The sequence below is a fragment of the Allorhizobium ampelinum S4 genome (assembly GCF_000016285.1).
GTDB classification, from domain to species: domain Bacteria; phylum Pseudomonadota; class Alphaproteobacteria; order Rhizobiales; family Rhizobiaceae; genus Allorhizobium; species Allorhizobium ampelinum.
Window position 1 is genome coordinate 363,148 of sequence record NC_011988.1, and the last position, 19,658, is coordinate 382,805.

The window sequence follows — 19,658 nt, forward strand, 5'->3', positions numbered from 1 at the left end:
AATCCGATGTAAAACTTTAGACAATCACATGCGGCACAAAGCGCGAGAGATTGGCGGTGATGCGGGATCGGTCCTCGCGGATGCCAAGGGCGCAGGCTCTGTCACCGACAATCCAGCTGCCGAGCACGGCAAAGCCCGCCTGGCTCTCGAAAAGAGGCGCATAGGCTTGAACGATAAATCCTTCCTCGCCGTAACCACCTGGGGAGACAAGAGATTCCGTGCCACCTTGGAAAAGCGTGACGTTTTCGCCCTCGCGCGACAGAAGCGGCTTTCGCACGTAGTCGCCAAGGCTTGAGGCGGCGGGATCGTCGGCAAAAAAGCTTGGCAATAGATTGGGGTGATTAGGGTGACGCTGCCACAGCAAGGGTAGCAGCCCCTTGTTGGACAGTAGTGATTTCCAGGCGGGTTCGATAAACACATCGCCGGACCGTGCCAATTGCCGGGAAAATGGCTCGCGCAGCATGAATTCCCAGGGGTAGAGCTTGAAACACTGGTCGATCACCCTGTCTTGCAGATCCGTAAAGCGCCCTTCTGCATCAATGCCGATATCGCCGATATCGAGAAGTTCGACGCGGTGCCCGGCCTGGAGGGCGCAATCCATCAGATAGACCGTGGTGCCGCGATCTTCCTCATTCTCGGTCATCGCCGCGAAATGGAAAATCGACTGTTTCGGAAACTGCTCGAATGCCTCCACAAGGCTTTCCTGCAACAGGTTATACTGGTCGGCATCGGCGGGCAGCGCGCCAAGCGCCTGCTGATCGGTGAGCCAATTGAACTGGAAATAGGCGGTCTCGAAAACGGATGTCGGCGTGTCGGCGTTATATTCCAGCAGCTTGGCGGGGCCTTCGCCATCATAGGCAAGATCGAAACGCCCATAGAGATGCCGGTCCTGGCGTTGCCAGGATCTGCGGACCACGTCGCGGAGATCGTCTGGGATGGCTAGCCGGTCGAGGACCTCCTCGTTTTCAACGATGTCACCGATCAGGTCCATGCACATATCGTGCAGCTCCTGACTTGGCGTCTCTATGCGGGTTTCAATCTCTTCCAGGGAAAACACATAGGCGGCATCGTCCACCCAATAGGGCTCGCCATACATTTCATGAAAGCCAAAGCCGACGGCGCGCGCCTTATCGCGCCAATCGGAACGTTCCGCAATGGTGATGCGCTTCATGTCAGCCGCCGAAACTGAAGGAGGATCGTCCCCCGAAGCCCTGGCGACTTACTGTGCGGGTATTAACATTGGCGGGCTTGGAGCCTTGGCTTGACGGAGCAAGGATCGTGTCGCGGCCTTTGTTGATGGTCACGGTCTGGCCGCTGCGGTTGCGATAAATCGGCGTGCCGCCCCCGCCAAAGCTGCCTCCGCCGTAGCTGCTGCTTTGCGTCGCTTCCCGCCGGTATCGATTATAGTCGCCAATATTGTTAATGGTCGAAGACAGCAGGTAGCCAGCCATGAAGGGCATGAAAAAGCTGCCACTCCCATTGCTCCCATCGGTATTGGATGCTGTCTGCTGCACGCATTGTTTTGCGCCATATTCGGCCTCGCATGCGGCCATGCCATCAAAGCGCGGTGCGTTGGCCATATGGGCTTTGACGGCATCCTGGTAGGCTGTCTGACACACTTCCCGATCCATCCCTTGAGAGATGCATTGATCGACGGAGGTGAAGGTGCGCTCAGTGGGCGCATCCTCGCCGCAGCCGGAGAGCAGCATGCTGGAGGCGGCGATGGTGCCAAGGGCGAGGATCGGGGGCCTTCGCCCGCTTAAACGTCTGCGCATTCTGGCCTCCTCAATAGGTCATGCAGGCAGCATTGAGAATGCCGACGATCAGTGCGATGCCACCGCCCCAAAGGCCTGCGGCAATATCACCGGCGGTGATTTTCTCATGCAGATCCTTCATGGTGAAATTGGCGATAAAAAACGCGAAAATCTGCACGAGAATGCCGATAAATGCCCAGAGAATATAATCGATCATGCTGACGGAATTGGCCGCCGCTGAAGCAAGCGGCAGGCTGAACCCCATGAGAGCGCCTAGAAATGCTGTGACCGCAGCCAGATTGCCCGCCCTGATCAATTCAACTTCTTTATGGGGCGTCAGCCACGTGTAAATCGCTGCAAAAACACCATAAGCCGCGATGCCAATGAAGAAATAACCCAGGAAGGCTGGCAGTCCCGCCATATAATGCAGCATGAAATATCCCCTCAGGAAAGGTTTTGGTCAGACGCGACGGACATCGGCGGCACCGATACCATAGCCAATCAGAAATTCGACAGAGCGGCCCGCCTGGGCCTGGGAGGGATCGAGATCACGTTCCACATTGATCAACAGCATTTCCTGCGTGGACCCAAGGGGCCGGTAATACAGCATGCAGGATTGATGGATCGAGCGACTGGTTTCGCCATCCTCTACCTCTTCAACGAATTGAACGGTCTCAGCCCGCTCCGGACCTTCCCCCCAGAAGCGATTGAACAGAATACCGTCAGCATCGTAAGAGGGTGCGCCAATCATGCCTGATGGCCCTGTCCAGCGGCTCCACTCGCTCTGGCTGACCGGCACGACGCTATCCCATGGCCGGTAGAAACTGATGTCGTCTACGCCATCGCCCGGCTTGCCGGATGGGGACATGACCTGGATCATCTGGTGATTTTCATCGTAATAGCGCGACAGGACCGATGCTGCATCGAGCCGGACTTCCCCATAAGCGGCAATGATGAAAGCGCCGCTTTGAGGCAGCGGCATGGCCGGTTGAGCCCCCAGCGCGTCGGCTTCCAGTGAGAGGAAATCAAGATCGAGCGCGCCACCGATCACGGCACCCAGGGGGCCGAGTTCCTTTTGCATCGGCTTTTCGGTCTTGCGTCTGCTGAACCAACCCAACATCAAGCATCTCCTATAAGGCGCAATCGATAGCTGCGGTGAATATGGCATCAAGATTGAAAAGAGCAACCTTGACCATCATTCTATCGTCGTGGAAAACCGGCAGGATTGAGCGGCAAGATGGAGATCGGCCCTTGAAAACAAGGAGAGGGAAAGACCAGCAAGGGCACAGACGTCATCACTTAGCCCCTGTCTTTACGGTGTTTTCCACGCAAACTATTTAGCATAACAGGCTTTTAACTGCCTGCCGGAATACCCAAATAATGCTCAGAATTTCAACCGATGGAGGAATGTTTGGAACCCTGGACTTTGACGAGCTTGACCCGTCTGTTTGCAGCCGATCCCGAGGCGCTGGGCGATGTCGATGTGACCGTTCCCCAGAGCGGCGACGTGATCTGCGTAACGCTAAAGGAAAAGGGAGACATGGATGTCTTCGTCGCCGTGAGCGGCGAACGTGATATTCTCGCCAGCATCGTTTTGGTGCCATGCGATGACGTACCGAACCGCGCGGATTTCGAGCGCATGGTTCTGAAGACCCATAAGTTCGTGCCGCTATCCAGTTTCGGCATTACCATTATCGACGGGGAGGAATGGTATGAGCTTTTCGGTTCGCTCTCGACCCGCTCCCGTGCCGAAACGGTCGTTGAGGAAGTGGCTATACTCGCGGCCAATGCGGTGGATGCGGCGGTGATGATCGATGAATGGAAGAACGGGGAGATGGCGGCATGAGCACCTGGGCAAAGATTTTCACCGCCATTCGCGGCGGCGTCAACGAGGTGGCAGAGGCTGCTGCCGATAGTCAGTCCATGCGTATTCTGGATCAGGAGCTTCGGGACGCCGAGCAGTCCTTGCGCCGGGCGCGCTCGGATTTGGCCGGGATCATGGCATCGAACAAAAGTGTCATGCGCCGGCTGGAAGAGGCCCGCGCCAAGGAGCTGAAGGATAGCGACAGTGCGCGCGCTGCCGTCAATGCTGGCCGTATGGACCTTGCCCAAGGCCTGGCGCAGCGCATCGCCACTATCCGCGGCGAAATTCAGCGCGATGAAGAGGAACTGAACCGTCTGCTGCCGCGCCAGCAACAGATGCTGCGCACCATCCAGGACACCGAGGCGCGCATTACCCAGATGAAGCGCGAAGTGGAAAATGTGAAGGCAAATGAATCGCTGCTGCGGGCGCAATCGGCCATTTCGCATAGCCAGTCTGGCATCAACACCCGTCTTGGCAGTGCAGTGGAAAGCCTTGAACGGATCAAGAAACGCCAGGAAATCACCGCTGGCCGTATCGAGGCCGGTGCGGAACTGGCGGCGCTGGAAAATGGCAGTGATCTTGATCGTCAACTGCGGGAAGCGGGCATCGGTGGCTCCAGCCAATCGGCGGACGATGTGCTGAAGCAGTTGATGGCCCCCAGCGGGTCCAGTGCCCAGGTTCTTCTGCCTGCGCCCGCTGAGAAGCTTGAGCGCTAAGCAGGACTCCTGCCTTCTGGCAAAGAAACCAAGTCGAGAGAACCCGAAACAATCCGGGTGGAACGCTGATATGTTCCACCCGGAATTTTAATTAAATAATGCCGGGCACAACGAACACTAGCCAGGCGATGACCGGTCCGATCAGCGCGATCAGTGCGCTGTAGATCAGCATCTGCCGCATGACCTTGTCGCGTTGGTCATCTGGCGCATTGGCGACGACCAGGGCTCCATTTGTCGAGAACGGGCTGGTATCGACAATCGTCGTCGAGATCGCAATGGCCGCAACCACGCCGACAGCGCTGATATGCCCTTGCAGCAGGAAGGGAACGGCGAGCGGGATAATAGCCCCAAGCAAAGCTGTCGATGAAGCGAAGGCCGAGACGATGGCGCCGGTGAAGCACAGCAGCAAGGCTACCAGCAGCGGCATGCCAAGGCTGGAGATGCCATGGGCGACGTAATCGATTGTGCCAGCTTTCTCCATCACGCCGACATAGGTGATGATGCCGGAGATCAGCAGTACGGTTGACCAACTGACCTTGTCGATGGCGGCCTTTTGCGTTGTGGGCGAAAGCAGAGCCAGCAGCACCGCAACGGTGATTGCCACCAGACCAACATTGAACTTGAAGACCAAGGCTCCGACGCCAAGCGCGGTAAGGCCAATAAGCGTCGTCACCTTCTCGGTCGTCAGCCGCACCTTTGACTGGGTGTCTGCGGCGGTACCATAGGCATGTTCGCGGAACGGCTTTGCAGGCGTGCCGCCATGGCCTTTTATAGAGGCCGAGATGCCTTCAGGATGAAGTTCGGGCAGGGGGCCTTTAACAGAGGATCGCTGTTTCAGGATGGAAAGGCCGCCGAAAATGAAGAAAATGAGAACCGCAATCGCCAGGTTGAAAAAGAAGCTGGAGAGAAACAGCGAGGTCGGCGCGAAGGGAAGACCAGCCTTGGCGACGATCTGGTTGGTAATGCCGCCATAGATGCTGATCGGCGAGAAGCCACCGGCCTGTGCGCCGTGAATGACCATCAACCCCATCAAAACAGGATGGATTCTGTATTGAACGGCAAAGCTGAGTGCTACGGGCGCGAGGATGGCAACGGCGGCTGGACCCAGCGCACCGAATCCGGTGATGATCGCAGCAACGAGGAACATCACCCAGGGTATCCACCCGACACGCCCGCGAACCATCCGGACAGACTTCTCCACAAGCCAGTCGATGGTTCCGTTAATCTGAGCGATAGCAAAGAGATAGGTGACGGCTACCAGTGTGAGGAACAGGTCGGCGGGAAAACCCGCAAAAATGTCGGCGGGCTTCATGCCGATAATCAGCGAGCCCAGGACGAAGGTGCAGCCAAAGGCCAGAACACCCATATTGATTGGCTGGATCGTCGCGATGATGAAGATCGCAACCAACAGCCCTATAGATAGGATTTCAATGTTCATAAGTCCCCTCCCTGCGGCGTGATGAGTGCCGGCAGCGTGTGTATATTCAGATTGGATATCTCTGCACGCGCCCCTCCCAAATGACGCGGCTTAACCTGGGAGCAATTGGAGCGCGCTCCCAGGCTTAATCAGGCTGCCGCGTAAAGATCGGCATATTGCTGGCGCAGAACATTCTTCTGGACCTTGCCCATCGTATTGCGCGGCAGGTCTTCCAGGAAAATAATGCGCTTGGGCTGCTTGTAGCGGGCAAGCCGATCCTGAAGCGCATTGAGAATTGCCTTCTCATCGAGCGAGAAGCCCGGCTTGCAGATGACAATGGCGGTTACGCCCTCGCCAAAATCCGGGTGGGGTACGCCGATAACAGCACTTTCGACGACGCCTTCAAGCTGGTCGATCTCGCTTTCGACCTCCTTGGGGTAGATATTGTATCCGCCTGAGATCACCAGGTCCTTGCCACGTCCAACAATATGGACATAGCCGTTCTCATCAATCTTGCCGAGATCGCCGCTGATGAAGAAACCGTCGGCGGTAAATTCAGCAGCGGTCTTTTCAGGCATCCGCCAATAGCCCTTGAAGACATTGGGCCCCTTGATTTCAATCGACCCTGTTTCACCCGCTGGCAAAATTGTGCCATTTGCGGGATCGGTGATGCGAACAGTCACGCCCGGCAGCGGCAGGCCGACGGTTCCTGGAACCCGGTCTCCGTCATAGGGGTTGGATGTATTCATGTTGGTTTCGGTCATGCCATAGCGCTCAAGGATCGCTTTGCCTGTGCGCTTGCCGAATTCGACATGGGTCTCGGCCAGCAGTGGCGCAGAACCGGAGATGAAAAGGCGTATATTGGCCGTAATCTCCCGGTCCAGCTTCTGGCTTTGCAGGAGGCGCACGTAAAAGGTTGGAACGCCCATGAGAAGCGTGGCATTCGGCATCAATGACAGCACTTCGTCAGGATCGAATTTTGGCAACAGGATCATTGACGCGCCAGACAGCAGGGTCACATTGGTGGCGACGAACAGCCCGTGCGTATGGAAAATCGGCAGGGCATGGATCAGCCGGTCATCGCTTGTGACGCGCCAGAAATCGCGCAGGGTCAAGGCATTCGACAGGAGATTGTCATGGGTCAGCATCGCGCCCTTGGAGCGACCGGTTGTTCCCGACGTATAAAGGATGGCGGCGAGATCGTCGGAAGCGCGGGCGACATTGGCGAAATCGGTCGGTTCGGTGCGGGCAAGATCGATCAGCGAGCCTGAGCCGTCCGCGTTCAACGTTTCAACGCGCGCACCATAGGGCTCGGCAACCTTGCGCAGCGGCTCCAGCGCGGAGGAGGAGACAACCACCAGCTTCGGCTCGGCATCACCAATGAAATAATCCAGTTCGGCAAGCGTATAGGCCGTGTTCAGCGGCAGGTAGACCGCGCCGGCGCGAAGGCAGGCCAGGTAGAGGATCAGCGCTTCCGGGCTTTTCTCGATCTGCACTGCAATCCGGTCGCCGGGCTGAATGCCGAGCTTGGCAATAGCGCCAGCAATCTGTCCGGAAAGCGCAATCGCATCGTCATACGTCCAGATCCTTCCGCCATTGGTCAGAATGAATGGTGAATCAGGCCTTGCTGCGGCCTTGATAGCATCAAAAAGATGGTTGCTCATATGACTCTACTCCTCCGATCATGGTGATCGCCGTCGGTGCCGTGGACCGTAAATCCGTCCTGGCTCCAAGCAGCATGCAGGTCTCTGGCAGGCTCATTACGAACCGGACAGGCTCTCTGCTTTTTTAATGTCCTTAGGTTTTTCGGGAAGGATGGGCTCAATCTTTCCCTGCAAAGCTTTGACGGCTGGCGACGCTGCCACTTCTCCGCGCTGTGCGAGGGCCTCGTGATTGGTCTCGATATCCTCCAGCTTGTAGAGGTAGTTGACCATCAGCCCATGCGCCTGGCGCATTGCCTTTACCGAACGATCGCCCAGAAAGTTAAGCCGCTCCAGTCTGGCGCCATTGCCAAGGTGGAAACGGGCAACGGGATCCACCGGACGATTGTCCGGCGTTCTCTCCGTGATAAAATATCGCGCCGCGAGCGGCAGCAAGATCCGCTCTACTGCGTCCGCTCTGGCCTTATCCTCAGGCCATGTCGGATCATCCAGCAAGACCAGCGTATTGCGATCTTCTGGTGACAGTGGGAAACCAGATTTCGGGTCCCTGATCTTCGAAATCCAGCGGGCGAAACCCGGAACTGGCGAGAGCGTGACGAATTCCTTGAGGCCGGGAAGATCCCGCCGCAGGTCTTCTACCACCTGCTTGATGAGAAAATTTCCGAAGGAAATGCCGCGAAGCCCGTCCTGGCAGTTGGAAATCGAATAGAAGACCGCAGTCGTTGCGGTATCGGCGCCGATATGATCCCGGCTTTCGTCCAGCACATCGGCGATGGCGCTCGGTATCGAACGGGTCAGCGCGACTTCCACGAAAACGAGCGGGTCATCCCGCAGGCGCGGATGGAAAAAGGCAAAGCAGCGCCGATCTGCCGGTGCGAGCCGCCGGCGCAATTCTTCCCACCCGGCAATCTCGTGTACGGCCTCATATTTGATGATCTTTTCCAGGATATGCGCCGGTGTCGTCCAGTCGATGGGTTGCAGCGTCAGAAAGCCACGGTTGAACCAGGAACTGAAAAGATGGGCGAAATCGGTATCGACAGCGCCAAGATCGGCGCGATCCTCCTTGGTCTCCAGCAGGCGTTCGCGCATGCGGACAAGCTTTTGCGTGCCGTTGGGCGCAAGGTTGAGGCGGCGCAAAAGTTCCTGCCGGCGCGGTTCGGCTGCATTGTGCAGCGCGATGACGGCCATGGGGCTTTTGTCGGTCCGATAGGCGTCTATCGCCTTGTCGAGCGCTGCGGCTTCCGCGCCGAAACGGTCAGACAGCATGTGCAGAAACTGGACGGCCTCTGCGGCATTGAAACGGCTCCAGCGATCCAGGATTTCCGCCGCGATTGCCATGCCCGAGGCTTCGCCGCGACTTGAAAGCAGCATTTCGCACAGGGTTTCGATGTCGGTATCGACGACCCTGTCGCGCGCCTTCGATCCCGAAAACAGCAGCGCGCGACCGCGTTCGGTGACGCCCGAAAGCAGGTCACTGAGAAAAGAGGTTCCGGCCATCCAAAATTCCTCCGATCATCAGGACGGCGCCCCCCGCGCTGCCCCTTTTATTATCATTGTCTATTCAATATCCACCGCAATATGGTATGTAAGCTGGCCCACAATGTGCACGGTGTCAACAGTCTTGTATACAAGAATGGAAAAATTGCATTATGGAGGCCAGATGCATGTCTGAAAACGCGGGGCGTTGGCTGCGGGACGAAATTGAAAATGCGATTTTGTCTCATGAATTTGCGCCCGGTCTCCGCTTGGATGAGACCTTGCTGGCCAATCGGTTCGGTGTGTCACGCACACCCGTGCGCGAAGCGCTGATGCAGCTGAACGCCATTGGCCTTATCGAGATCCGTCCGCGCCGTGGGGCCGTCGTTATCGATCCGGGACCGCACCGTATCTATCAAATGTTCGAGGTCATGGCCGAGCTGGAAGGTCTGGCCGGTTCGCTTGCTGCCCGCCGGCTGGATGAGCAATCCAAAGAGGCCATTCTTGAGGCCCATAAGCGGTGTGAAATCTCCGCGGGCGCTGGCGACAGCGATAGCTATTATTATGACAACGAAGCCTTTCACAAGGCGATCTATGCGGCAAGCCGGAGCGAATTTCTGGAGGAGCAGTGCAACCAGCTGCATCGCCGCCTGCGACCCTATAGGCGGCTGCAATTGCGGGTGCGCAACCGCTTGTCGACGTCATTTTCCGAACATGGGGCGATTGTCGAGGCGCTTTTTCGAGGCGATGTCGAGGAGACAAGACGGTTGCTCGGAATGCATGTGGCCGTTCAGGGTGAAAGGTTCAGCGACCTCGTTGCCAACATGGCTGCCCGGTGATTAGAGTATTATAATTGCAATTTGCATGCGGCCAGCGGCGATTATTGGATAGACTGTTAGGCAGACTGTAAGCGCTGATGTCGAAGCATAATGCGAAATCCATGACCGCACCACTCGATGCGCCTATTGGGCGAAGCGATCTGATCGCGCGCATTGTCCATGACATTAGCCCTGTCATCGTCGTGACTGCGCCCGCAGGCTTCGGTAAGTCCTGGTTTCTTCAGGCATTGATCGCGGCGCTTGGAGCTGATGCCGCCCTATGGACGGTCTATGATCGCCCTCCCATCTCTCCTGACCTTTCGCGGCTTGAGCAAGGACACCGCTATGCCATTGCCCTGCGCCCCGGCGAGAGCTTGCCCGGGCTGGACCGGCTGCGCCTCTATGGTCAGGTGCTGGATCTTGATGGTGAGGATCTTCTGCTGCCGCAGGGCGGATTGAGCAGACGTGACTGGGACAGATGTGCCGGCTGGCCGGTCCTGTTGTCGCCGGGGATAGAGTGTCAGGATGCGCTTGCTGGACAGAGCCGGCTTTCGACGTTTCTGGCCGAAGACTGTCTGGCTGGTCTGGATGATGCTGATATGTCGGCGCTTCTGGTCTGTGGAGAGAATTGGCCGTCCTGGCTTGCCATGCGTCTGCCGCCGCTTGCCCATCCCGCCACCGCAGCCTGCCAAAGGATCAAGAGCGCTTTGCCCGGCGCGCTGGAGCAAGAAATGCTCCGACGTCTTGCCGATCCGTTTCAGGCTGCTGATCCGTCTGGCGTTCTGGCGCAGGCTTTACGCTGCAACCCGCGAAATCTGGAGGCGGTGATCCTGCGGCTGCTGGCATGCAATCAGGGCAAGGACGCACTGTCCCTGTTTTGCAAGGCAGGGGGCTGGTTTCTCTATTATCGGCTGGGCCATGAGGCCTTCTTGCGTGTGGTGACAGGTCTTGAGGCGGGCTGTGATGACCTGCCGGAAGAACTGGCCATCAGTCGCGCTTTTCTGATGATCAAAGCCGGTGATGTGGCATGGGCAATGCAATTTCTGGTCCAGCGCTTCGGGGTGGAAATGCGCAATGTCCTGGCCGTTTTCTCGGGCGATAGCGCGCTTTCCCTGCGTGTCAGGCTGTTTCGTATCACGGTCCTGATCTATGAGGATGTTACGCCGACCGACAGATTGCTGGAAGCGCTGTTTGAGATTGGTGGCGAGCTATCCCTGGACGAGCCGGAGCAGCGCGGATCCTTTTATAACGCCATGCTGGAATTTTTCCTTCGGCTCCGGCGCTACGAAGAGGCAAATGGCATGGCCGAAAAGGCCATGAAGGCCTATCGGCAGGCGGATTGTCCCATTCTGTGCTTCTATATAGCGCTGCATCAATCGGTACTCAGCCTTTTGACCTCCGATTTCAACCGTATGGGCCAGTCTCTGCGGCTTGCCGAGGACATGCTGGCAAAAACAGGCTTTGACAGCCCCGGAGATCGTCGCTTTCTTGACCTGCTGACGGCTTGCATGGCCTATGAAAACGGCGAGCCAGCGGTGCTGCTTGGCTTTTTACAGGAAGAGATGGCCGCAATGATTGCGGGCGAGTTATGGCCAAGTCTGGCCGATGTCGCCATCTACTACGGCAGCCACGCCTTGAGTGTCCACATGTCCACCCGCGTCGCTCTTCGCTTTCTCGATGGCTGGAGCGTTTACCAGCCGATGAATCGGCAGTTTCGTCTCTCGCTGGATGTGCGTAAGGCGCAGATCCTGCAAAGCGGCAATTGCTGGGGCGATGCGACCCGGCTTCTTGCGCCGTTGCGGGCCGGATTTGATCGGGTGTGGATTGAAAGCGCGCAGGAGGCTCTGGCCCGCTTGGCGGGTCGAGACGAGATTACGCTAGCCTTGAGCTGGCTGCGGCAAATCTCCTATGAGCGCCCGGCCTTTCCCCATCTCGACCGCAAGCTTGAGGTGATGCTGACCAACCCGCATCTGCTGGTCCGGCAAGAAATTGCGGTTTCCCTCTGGCTGGCCTTCGTCTTGCGGCAAACGCAGCAAAATTCCAGAGCCCGCACTCTGCTGCGACAGGTGTTTGAACGCTGCGCAAGCCATGGCGGACTGACGGCCCTTTCAGAGGAATGGCTGTTTCTCGATCACCTGCTGCAAGACAAGCGGATAGTTGAATTCGTGATGGCGGCCACCCCGGCGCGGGCCATCCTGCGGCGGCTGGACAGGGGGCGTCACAGCAGTCTTGCGGCGGCCCGGACCCGGCTGACCCAGCAGGAGCTGAAAATCCTGACCATGCTGGCGGAAGGCGCCTCCAACAAGCTGATTGCCCGCAACAGCGGCATTTCAGAGCCCACGGTGAAATTTCATCTGAAAAATGTCTATCGCAAACTTGGCTGCTCCCGGCGTCACGAGGCGATTGCGGCGGCGAAGGCGCTGGGTTGGGTGCGCTAATGGTTCCCCGCTGACATACTTTAGCTCCTTGTCTTGCGCGCCGCCCGCAAAGCGGTTCCGATCATGGCTTGAAACGCCATAAAACCTATCCTTATTTTGTAAAAACCTATCCTTCACCCGCATTGCTCTTGCCAGTCCTTCCGCGCCACCATGGCGCAAAGAGGGAATGGCGGGATGATTTTGCATGTTGTCGAGCAGATCGTGAGGCGGGTGTTTTCCGTGGTCATGGTGCTGTTCGTGCTGTCTTTGATGATTTTTGCGCTGGCCCGCGTGGTACCCGGCGATCCGGCCCGCATGGCGCTGGGGCCGTCGGCATCGCAGGAACAGGTCACGGCGCTGGCCCGTGAAATGGGACTCGATCAGCCTGTCCTTGTGCAATATGGCCGCTACATCACGAATGCCCTGCAAGGCGATCTTGGCCAATCGCTGTCGTCGCATCGTCCCGTCATTCAGGATGTTGTTGAATTTCTCCCCGCCACGCTGGAGCTTGTGGTGGTGACGGTCATTCTCGATCTGCTGATTGCCATTCCCCTTGGCGTCATCACCGCACGTCACCGAAACACCTGGATCGATAATATCGGACGACTGTTTTCCATGGTCGGCGTCACGGTGCCGTCGTTTCTGTTTGCCATTGGTCTGCAATTGTTTGCGGCGAATTTTCTGCCGGGCTGGCCTTTGTTGGGGCAGGTGAATTTCGATCTTCACGCCCCCGCCGGGCCAACCGGCTTTCTGTTGGTTGATAGTTTGATCCATGGCCGCGCCGATGTGTTTGTGGATGCCCTGCAACATCTGATCTTTCCGGCATTGGCACTGGCCATGGCAGGCATTGGCCAGATCACCCGCATCATGCGCTCGGCAATGATTGAAAATCAGCGCAAGGACCATGTTCTAACACTGCTCAGTTTTGGCGTGCCGGATTATGTTGTGACCTTTCGCTACCTGCTCAAGTTGTCGTCTGTAGCACCGCTGACCATCATGGGGCTGGAATTTGCCTCGCTGATTGGCAATGCCTTTGTGGTGGAAATGGTGTTTGGCTGGGGTGGTTTTGCGTCTTACGGTCTCAACGCCATCCTGCAAAAAGACCTGAACGCCCTGATGGCTGTGGTGCTGATTTCCGGCCTGTTTTTCATTCTCGCCAATCTTGTCATCGATCTGATTGTCAGCCTGATTGATCCGCGCCTGCGTTTTCGGGGAGGCCAATGATGAGCGAACAAGATCTCTCAGCCGGTTACATGAGCTGGTACCGCTTTTCCCGCAATCCTGCCGCCTTGATCGGTGCGTTGATTGTGATTTCGGTGGTGGTCATGGCCATCCTTGCGCCGCTGATCACGCCGTTTCCCAGCCATATCGGCTCTGTTGTTGATTTTCGCCATCGCCACAATCCGCCAAACCTCACCAACTGGTTTGGAACCGATAAGGTGGGCCGCGATCTGTTCACCCGCACCATTTTTGGCTTTCGCGTCTCATTGCTGCTGGTGTTTGGCGTGTTGGGGATTTCGGTGCCGATTGGCGCGGTACTGGGCCTGTGCGCTGGCTATTTCGGCGGTTGGACCGAGCGGCTGATCACCGGATTTACCAATATCATGCTGGCTATACCACCACTGGTCATGGCACTGGCGATTGGCAATGTGCTGGAGCCAAACCTGATCAACGCCATGATTGCGATTACGCTTTTATGGTGGACCTGGCATGCGCGGCTTGTCTACCGCGTCACGGTCTCCATTGCCGGTGAAGATTTTATCGAGGCGGCGCGGCTAGCCGGTGCTGGCCCCATCCATATCCTGTTTCGGGAAATCCTGCCCAATTGCATTGCCGTGATTTCGGTGAAGACCACGCTGGATGCGGCCTTTGTCATCTTGTTTGGCGCAACGCTGTCCTTCCTCGGTTTTGGGGTGAAGCCGCCAACGCCAGACCTCGGCTCGATGGTGGCCGATGGCCGTCAGTTTTTGCCGGAAAAATGGTGGGAAGTGCTGGCCCCCGGTGGCGCGATTTTCTACGCCACCCTTGGCTTTAACCTGCTGGGCGATGGCTTGCGCGACATGTTTGATGTGGAGGCGTGACCATGGCTGATCCCTTGCTGTGTGTGCAGGATTTGACCGTTGCCTTCTCCGGCTATGGCCGGGTGAACCGGGTGTTGCACGACATCTCTTTCACCATCGATGCCGGAGAGCGGGTTGCGCTGATTGGCGAAACCGGATCGGGCAAATCCGTGACATCCAAGGCCATTCTTGGCACGTTGCCAAACAATGCCAAGGTGGAGGCGGGCTCGATAGCCTATCGCGGGCGGCAGTTGTTGACGCTTCCATCCGGTGAACGCAACAAGCTGAAAGGCACTGCCTTTTCCATCATCATGCAGGACCCGCTGTCCTCCTTCAATCCGGTGTTTCGCATTGGTCGGCATCTGGAAGACGTGATGCATTATGCCGATCGCAATCAGGGCATCTATGATACGCCGAAGGGGCGCAAACAGCGGATTTTCGAGGTGTTGCGCAAGGTGCAATTGGGCGATGTCGAGCGGGTGTTCAACGCCTGGCCGTTTGAGCTGTCGGGCGGTATGCGCCAAAGGGTGCTGATTGCGCTGGCGCTTTTGCATCAACCCGATCTGTTGATTGCCGACGAGCCGGGCACGGCACTGGATGTGACCACGCAGGATGAAATCTTGCGGCTGATCAATCGGCTGGTGTCGGAAGACGGTCTGTCGCTGCTGATGATCACCCACAATCTCGGTGTCGTGCGCCAGACGGCTGACCGGGTGATTGTGATGCAGCATGGCCGCATTGTCGAACACGGACCGTTGAAATCCGTCTTCCAAGCCCCGCAGCAAGCCTATACGCGTGAGCTGATGGCGGCAGTGCCGCCGCTCTATGGCGAAGGTGTAGTGGATCAGCCGGTCAGCGACAAGGCTCCGATCATTACCCTGAGCAATGTGCGTAAACTCTATGCCAAGCGGGCGCTGTTTGGCCAAAAGCGCGGCCATCTGGCGGTCAACAACATCAATCTTCAGGTCAATGAGGGCGAAATTTTTGGCCTTGCCGGAGAAAGTGGCTCTGGCAAAACCACGCTGGCGCGGATGATGATGAACCTGTTGCAGCCCAGCGATGGCGAGATTGTTGTGCGCGGCACGCCCAGAGATGGCGCTTTGCGCCTCAGCCAGATCGTCTATCAAAATCCCGGCACATCGCTGAACCCCAAGCGCACGGTGGAGCAGATTTTGGCTGTGCCGCTGGCCCATGTGGGCCTTGATAAAGGCCAGCGCAAAGCGCGCATGACCGAGCTTTTGGACCTCGTGCGTCTGCCCGCCAATTTCGTGTCAAAATATCCGCATGAGCTTTCCGGCGGGCAAAAGCAGCGGGTGGCCATTGCCCGCGCCTTGGCAGCCAATCCGCAGATCATCATTCTGGATGAGCCGACATCGGCGCTGGATGTCTCGGTGCAGAAAACCGTGATTGAGCTGCTGTTGGACCTGCGCGCAAAGCTCGGCCTGACCTATGTGATCATTTCCCATGATCTGTCTTTGATGCGCAATTTCTGCTCGCGCATTGTCATCATGTACAAGGGCGAAATCGTCGAACATGGTACACCTGCCGAAGTGTTCGCGACAGCCCGCCATCCCTATACCCGCGCCCTCATTGCCGCCATTCCGGTTCTGACCGATGCGCAAGAGGCGTTGAAACCCACCATTAGTGAAGAGGAACGAGGCCGCTTTCTGGTGCACGCCACCGGACTGTGAACCCGTTGTTGAAAGGAAAACACACGTGTACCGATTGGGAATAGATGTGGGCGGCACCAATACGGATGCCGTTGTCATGCAGGGCGGTAAGGTTCTGTCGGGTATCAAGGCTCCAACCTCGGAGGATGTCACCACGGGCGTGGTCGAGGCCATGGAAGGGGCTATCAAAGCCGCAGGCATTGACCGCAGCCTTGTGACCAATGTGATGATCGGCACCACCCATTTCACCAATGCGGTGATTGAGCGCAAGCATATGACCCCGGTTGCCGCCATCCGCCTCGGCCTGCCCGCCACCGCCTGCCTGCCGCCTGCGATAGACTGGCCGGAAGACCTGAAGCCCGTGGTGGGCAAGCATGGCTATATGGTGCGCGGCGGCTATGAGTTTGATGGCCGTGAAATTTCGCCGCTGGATGAAGATGAGATCAAGCGTATTGCCGGTGAAATCCGCGCCAACAATCTCAAGGCCGCAGCTGTCACGTGCGTGTTCGGCCCGATCAATGCCGCGATGGAGCAGCGGACCAAGGCGATTTTGCAGGAGCATTGCCCCGGCCTGCCGGTGGTGATGTCCACCGACATTGGCCGCATCGGATTGCTGGAGCGCGAAAGTGCGGCGATCATGAACGCCAGCCTGTTGGAACTGGCCTATAAAACCGTACGGGCCTTTGGCGAAGCGCTCAAAAGCGCCGGGCTGACCTGCCCCTTTCATATCACCCAGAACGACGGCACGTTGATGGCGGCTGAGACGGTGAAGGATTTCCCGGTTCTGACCTTTGCCTCCGGCCCCACCAATTCCATGCGCGGTGCGGCCTTCCTCACCGGCGTGCAGGAAGCCATTGTGGTTGATATTGGCGGCACGACGTCTGATGTCGGCGCGCTGCATCTGGGCTTTCCGCGTCAGGCGGCAACGGTGGTGGATGTCGGCGGCGTGCGCACCAATTTCCGTATGCCGGATGTGTTTTCCATTGGTCTGGGTGGCGGGTCTCTGGTGCGTGGCGATGCGGAAACAGTTACCGTTGGTCCGCAATCGGTGGGCTATCGCATCACCTCTGAGGCCAAAGTGTTTGGCGGCGCAACGCTGACGGCCACCGATATTGCCGTGGCCGCTGGCCATGCCGATGTGGGCGATAAGAGCAAGGTGGCCGATGTCTCACCCGCGCTTGCCAAGGCAGCGCTTGCCCGTATCCATCAGATGCTGGAAAATGCCATTGAGCGCAGCCGGGTCTCGCCAGAGCCAATTCCGGTCATCGCCGTTGGCGGCGGCTCTATCCTGATGCCGGATAAGCTGGGCGATTTTCAGATCATCCGGCCTGAGAATTTCTCGGTTGCCAATGCTGTGGGCGCTGCCATTGCCCAGATTTCCGGCGAAGTAGACCGGGTCTTTGCCCTTGAAAATGGCCTCACCCGCGAGCTGTGCCTGAAGCAGGCCGAAGAGGAAGCCACGAAAAACGCCGTTGCCGCAGGCGCTGATCCCACCACCATTCAGGTGATTGAGCGTGAAGATGTGCCGCTGGCCTATCTGCCCGGCAATGCCACCCGCATCCACGTGAAAGTCGTGGGTGAGATGGGAGGGCAAGCATGAGCGCGATCATTTCCCCGAAAGACTATTTTGACCCGAAAGACCTCTGGATTTTCGACCGCGATGATCTGACCTCATTGGAAATCGGCGCTGGCATTCTGGGCACAGGCGGCGGTGGCAATCCCTATATTGGCAAGCTGCGTGCCCGCCAGTTGCTGGATGAGGGCTATACGCTCTCGGTTCTGCCACACCAGAAAATCCATGATGATGCGCTTTGCGTTTCAGTGGGCGGCATTGGTGCGCCTGTCGTTGGTATTGAGCGCTTGCGTGAAGGCCGTGAGGGCCTGCGATGCATCCGCGCGCTGGAAGCGCATCTGGATATGACCATAGACGCCATTGTCTGCGAGGAAATCGGTGGGTCCAATTCCATGGAGCCGCTGGTGGTGGCAGCCCTTACCGGTGTTCCTGTCATTGATTGCGACGGCATGGGCCGAGCCTTCCCGGAAATGCAGATGACCACGTTTTCCATCTACGGCCATAGTTCCACGCCATCGGCCATGTGCGATGTGCATGGCAATGTTGTGCTGTTTCAGCATGCGGTATCCGAGCTTTGGCACGAGCGTATGGCGCGGGCCTGCGTGGTGGCCCAAGGGGGGGCATCCACATTGGCGTCCGCACCGATGACCGGGGCTTTCGTCAAGCAATTCGGCATTCCCAATTCCTACACGCAAGCCGTAAGCCTTGGGCAGGCAGTCAGGCTTGCGCAGAAAAACCACGATGACCCAATTGAAGCCATCTGCAAAAAGGAGAACGGCAAAAAGCTGTTCACCGGTAAAATCAGCGATTTGAAGCGCCATTTGCGCGGCGGCTTTGTGCGCGGCGAAGTGCAGCTTTCCGGCATTGATGCCCACAATGGCGAAACCGGCTCGGTGCTGATCCAGAATGAAAATCTGGTGTTCTTCCACGACGGTGAGATGGAATGCTGCGTGCCGGACCTGATTCTGGTGCTGGATGTGGATAGCGGCGAAGCCATCACCACCGAAATGCTGCGCTATGGCCAGCGCGTCGCCATCGTTGCCTTGCCGTGCCATGGGCTGCTGCGCTCACGCGAAGCACTGGATGTGGTTGGCCCCAAAGCCTTCGGGCTGGATGGCATTGTCTACACCCCGATGAAAGGATCGTGATCATGGCCTATCAGGTGCAAGAACATGATCTGGAGGCCATTGCCCTTGGCGGTGCCTATCTCGGCACGGGCGGCGGCGGCGATCCCTATATTGGCAAGTTGATGGCGCAGGCGGCTCTTCGCGAGCATGGGCCCGTCACAGTGGTTGCCGCAGACGAAGTGGATGACGACACACTGTGCATTTCCGTCTTTATGATGGGTGCGCCAACCGTGATGCTGGAAAAACTGCCATCTGGTGCGGAAGTGCTGAAAGCGCTGCATGAGCTGGAGCAGTTTTTGGGCCGCAAGGCCGGAGCCATTCTTTGCGTTGAGGCGGGCGGGTTGAACTCCACCATTCCCTATATGGTGGCGGCTGTGACGGGCCTTCCCTTGGTGGATGGTGATGGCATGGGCCGGGCTTTTCCGGAATTGCAGATGGTGAGTTTTACCCTGCATGGTATCTCGGCAAGCCCGCTAGTCTTGGCCGATGACAAGGGCAATTCCTCGCTGTTTTCAGCGGTCTCCAACTTGTGGACCGAGAAAATGGCCCGCGCCGTGACCATTCAAATGGGTGGTGCTGCGTTGGTTGCCGCCTATGCCATGAGTGGCAAGCAGATGAAACAGGCGCTGTTGCACGGTACGATGACGCAAATTCGCACCATCGGCGAGACCATTTTGACCGAGCGTGCCCGCTCTCGCCATGCCGGAGCGGCGCTTCGGGAAAAACTCGGTGGCACCCATCTCTTTACCGGTCGCGTGGTGGATGTGGAGCGCGCCACAACAGGTGGTTTTGCCCGTGGAAAGCTGATCTTGCGCGGTGTGGATCGCTTTGCAGGCCAGCGCTTTGCTGTGCATTTCCAAAACGAGTTTCTGCTGGCTGAGGGCGAAAATGGCGAAACCGTCTGGGCAACGCCGGACCTGATTTGCGCCCTTGATGCCGATATGGGCCTGCCTGTGACCACTGAACAGATGCGCTACGGCTTGATGGTGGAATTCACCGGCATCTCCGCCGATCCGCAATGGCATACGCCAGAAGGCTTGGCGCTCGCGGGGCCGGGCTATTTTGGCTACGGCGACAGCGCAAAGCCACTCTCTGCATGATTTTT

Annotated in this window: 17 protein-coding genes; 10 read left to right on the top strand and 7 right to left on the bottom strand. The window is 57.7% G+C overall.

What is annotated here, in order from left to right; translation table 11 throughout:
* Positions 1-16: 16 nt before the first annotated feature.
* Genes AVI_RS18925 through AVI_RS18940 form a run of 4 tightly spaced genes read right to left on the bottom strand, consistent with a single transcriptional unit; the run spans position 17 to position 2,874 of the window.
* Positions 17-1,171 carry a glutathionylspermidine synthase family protein gene (locus tag AVI_RS18925; RefSeq protein ID WP_012653741.1) on the bottom strand — a complete coding sequence of 385 codons (1,155 nt, stop codon included), beginning with the start codon at positions 1,169-1,171 and terminating at the stop codon, positions 17-19.
* 1 nt (position 1,172) lies between these two features.
* A complete protein-coding gene (locus AVI_RS18930; protein ID WP_012653742.1) occupies positions 1,173-1,775 on the bottom strand; it encodes a DUF1190 domain-containing protein in 603 nt (200 codons plus the stop codon).
* 10 nt (positions 1,776-1,785) lie between these two features.
* Complete coding sequence (locus AVI_RS18935; RefSeq protein ID WP_012653743.1) at positions 1,786-2,187, bottom strand: DUF350 domain-containing protein; 402 nt, start codon at positions 2,185-2,187, stop codon at positions 1,786-1,788.
* A 27-nt stretch (positions 2,188-2,214) separates the two neighbouring features.
* Positions 2,215-2,874: a YjfK family protein gene (locus AVI_RS18940; RefSeq protein ID WP_012653744.1), complete on the bottom strand. Its 660-nt coding sequence runs from the start codon at positions 2,872-2,874 to the stop codon at positions 2,215-2,217.
* Between the two features lie 279 nt (positions 2,875-3,153).
* On the opposite strand from AVI_RS18940, the gene AVI_RS18945 reads away from it, so the two are divergent.
* Positions 3,154-3,600, top strand: coding sequence for a YjfI family protein (locus tag AVI_RS18945; protein WP_012653745.1), 447 nt, complete (start codon positions 3,154-3,156; stop codon positions 3,598-3,600).
* Positions 3,597-4,334, top strand: coding sequence for a PspA/IM30 family protein (locus tag AVI_RS18950; protein ID WP_041698480.1), 738 nt, complete (start codon positions 3,597-3,599; stop codon positions 4,332-4,334). Before AVI_RS18945 ends, AVI_RS18950 begins: the two co-directional genes overlap by 4 nt.
* 91 nt (positions 4,335-4,425) lie before the next feature.
* On the opposite strand, the gene AVI_RS18955 is transcribed toward AVI_RS18950, so the two are convergent.
* From AVI_RS18955 to AVI_RS18965, 3 genes are all read right to left on the bottom strand, one after another.
* Positions 4,426-5,772, bottom strand: coding sequence for an SLC13 family permease (locus AVI_RS18955; RefSeq protein ID WP_012653747.1), 1,347 nt, complete (start codon positions 5,770-5,772; stop codon positions 4,426-4,428).
* A 128-nt stretch (positions 5,773-5,900) separates the two neighbouring features.
* A complete protein-coding gene (locus tag AVI_RS18960) occupies positions 5,901-7,415 on the bottom strand; it encodes a malonate--CoA ligase (protein WP_012653748.1) in 1,515 nt (504 codons plus the stop codon).
* A 96-nt stretch (positions 7,416-7,511) separates the two neighbouring features.
* Positions 7,512-8,909: a malonyl-CoA decarboxylase gene (locus tag AVI_RS18965; protein WP_012653749.1), complete on the bottom strand. Its 1,398-nt coding sequence runs from the start codon at positions 8,907-8,909 to the stop codon at positions 7,512-7,514.
* A 167-nt stretch (positions 8,910-9,076) separates the two neighbouring features.
* On the opposite strand from AVI_RS18965, the gene AVI_RS18970 reads away from it, so the two are divergent.
* From AVI_RS18970 to AVI_RS19005, 8 genes are all read left to right on the top strand, one after another.
* Positions 9,077-9,727, top strand: coding sequence for a GntR family transcriptional regulator (locus AVI_RS18970; protein WP_012653750.1), 651 nt, complete (start codon positions 9,077-9,079; stop codon positions 9,725-9,727).
* 101 nt (positions 9,728-9,828) lie between these two features.
* On the top strand, positions 9,829-12,144 hold the full coding sequence (locus tag AVI_RS18975) for a response regulator transcription factor (RefSeq protein ID WP_187152398.1): 2,316 nt from the start codon (positions 9,829-9,831) through the stop codon (positions 12,142-12,144).
* 174 nt (positions 12,145-12,318) lie between these two features.
* The gene (locus tag AVI_RS18980; protein ID WP_012653752.1) at positions 12,319-13,347 is read left to right on the top strand and encodes an ABC transporter permease; all 1,029 of its coding nucleotides are present in this window, start codon (positions 12,319-12,321) and stop codon (positions 13,345-13,347) included.
* Positions 13,344-14,204, top strand: coding sequence for an ABC transporter permease (locus AVI_RS18985; RefSeq protein ID WP_012653753.1), 861 nt, complete (start codon positions 13,344-13,346; stop codon positions 14,202-14,204). The genes AVI_RS18980 and AVI_RS18985 overlap by 4 nt, the downstream gene beginning before the upstream one ends.
* Positions 14,205-14,206: 2 nt before the next feature.
* Complete coding sequence (locus AVI_RS18990; RefSeq protein ID WP_012653754.1) at positions 14,207-15,874, top strand: dipeptide ABC transporter ATP-binding protein; 1,668 nt, start codon at positions 14,207-14,209, stop codon at positions 15,872-15,874.
* Positions 15,875-15,899: 25 nt separating this feature from the next.
* Positions 15,900-17,453 carry a hydantoinase/oxoprolinase N-terminal domain-containing protein gene (locus tag AVI_RS18995; protein ID WP_012653755.1) on the top strand — a complete coding sequence of 518 codons (1,554 nt, stop codon included), beginning with the start codon at positions 15,900-15,902 and terminating at the stop codon, positions 17,451-17,453.
* Complete coding sequence (locus AVI_RS19000; protein WP_012653756.1) at positions 17,450-18,574, top strand: DUF917 domain-containing protein; 1,125 nt, start codon at positions 17,450-17,452, stop codon at positions 18,572-18,574. Before AVI_RS18995 ends, AVI_RS19000 begins: the two co-directional genes overlap by 4 nt.
* A 2-nt stretch (positions 18,575-18,576) precedes the next feature.
* Positions 18,577-19,653, top strand: coding sequence for a DUF917 domain-containing protein (locus AVI_RS19005; RefSeq protein WP_041698481.1), 1,077 nt, complete (start codon positions 18,577-18,579; stop codon positions 19,651-19,653).
* Positions 19,654-19,658: the final 5 nt, after the last annotated feature.

Excerpts from the sequence above, each read along its gene's own strand:
- AVI_RS18925 (WP_012653741.1), bottom strand. The coding sequence starts at position 1,171 with ATGAAGCGCATCACCATTGCGGAACGTTCCGATTGGCGCGATAAGGCG.
- AVI_RS18930 (WP_012653742.1), bottom strand. The coding sequence starts at position 1,775 with ATGCGCAGACGTTTAAGCGGGCGAAGGCCCCCGATCCTCGCCCTTGGC.
- AVI_RS18935 (WP_012653743.1), bottom strand. The coding sequence starts at position 2,187 with ATGCTGCATTATATGGCGGGACTGCCAGCCTTCCTGGGTTATTTCTTC.
- AVI_RS18940 (WP_012653744.1), bottom strand. The coding sequence starts at position 2,874 with ATGTTGGGTTGGTTCAGCAGACGCAAGACCGAAAAGCCGATGCAAAAG.
- AVI_RS18945 (WP_012653745.1), top strand. The coding sequence starts at position 3,154 with ATGGAGGAATGTTTGGAACCCTGGACTTTGACGAGCTTGACCCGTCTG.
- AVI_RS18950 (WP_041698480.1), top strand. The coding sequence starts at position 3,597 with ATGAGCACCTGGGCAAAGATTTTCACCGCCATTCGCGGCGGCGTCAAC.
- AVI_RS18955 (WP_012653747.1), bottom strand. The coding sequence starts at position 5,772 with ATGAACATTGAAATCCTATCTATAGGGCTGTTGGTTGCGATCTTCATC.
- AVI_RS18960 (WP_012653748.1), bottom strand. The coding sequence starts at position 7,415 with ATGAGCAACCATCTTTTTGATGCTATCAAGGCCGCAGCAAGGCCTGAT.
- AVI_RS18965 (WP_012653749.1), bottom strand. The coding sequence starts at position 8,909 with ATGGCCGGAACCTCTTTTCTCAGTGACCTGCTTTCGGGCGTCACCGAA.
- AVI_RS18970 (WP_012653750.1), top strand. The coding sequence starts at position 9,077 with ATGTCTGAAAACGCGGGGCGTTGGCTGCGGGACGAAATTGAAAATGCG.
- AVI_RS18975 (WP_187152398.1), top strand. The coding sequence starts at position 9,829 with ATGACCGCACCACTCGATGCGCCTATTGGGCGAAGCGATCTGATCGCG.
- AVI_RS18980 (WP_012653752.1), top strand. The coding sequence starts at position 12,319 with ATGATTTTGCATGTTGTCGAGCAGATCGTGAGGCGGGTGTTTTCCGTG.
- AVI_RS18985 (WP_012653753.1), top strand. The coding sequence starts at position 13,344 with ATGATGAGCGAACAAGATCTCTCAGCCGGTTACATGAGCTGGTACCGC.
- AVI_RS18990 (WP_012653754.1), top strand. The coding sequence starts at position 14,207 with ATGGCTGATCCCTTGCTGTGTGTGCAGGATTTGACCGTTGCCTTCTCC.
- AVI_RS19000 (WP_012653756.1), top strand. The coding sequence starts at position 17,450 with ATGAGCGCGATCATTTCCCCGAAAGACTATTTTGACCCGAAAGACCTC.
- AVI_RS19005 (WP_041698481.1), top strand. The coding sequence starts at position 18,577 with ATGGCCTATCAGGTGCAAGAACATGATCTGGAGGCCATTGCCCTTGGC.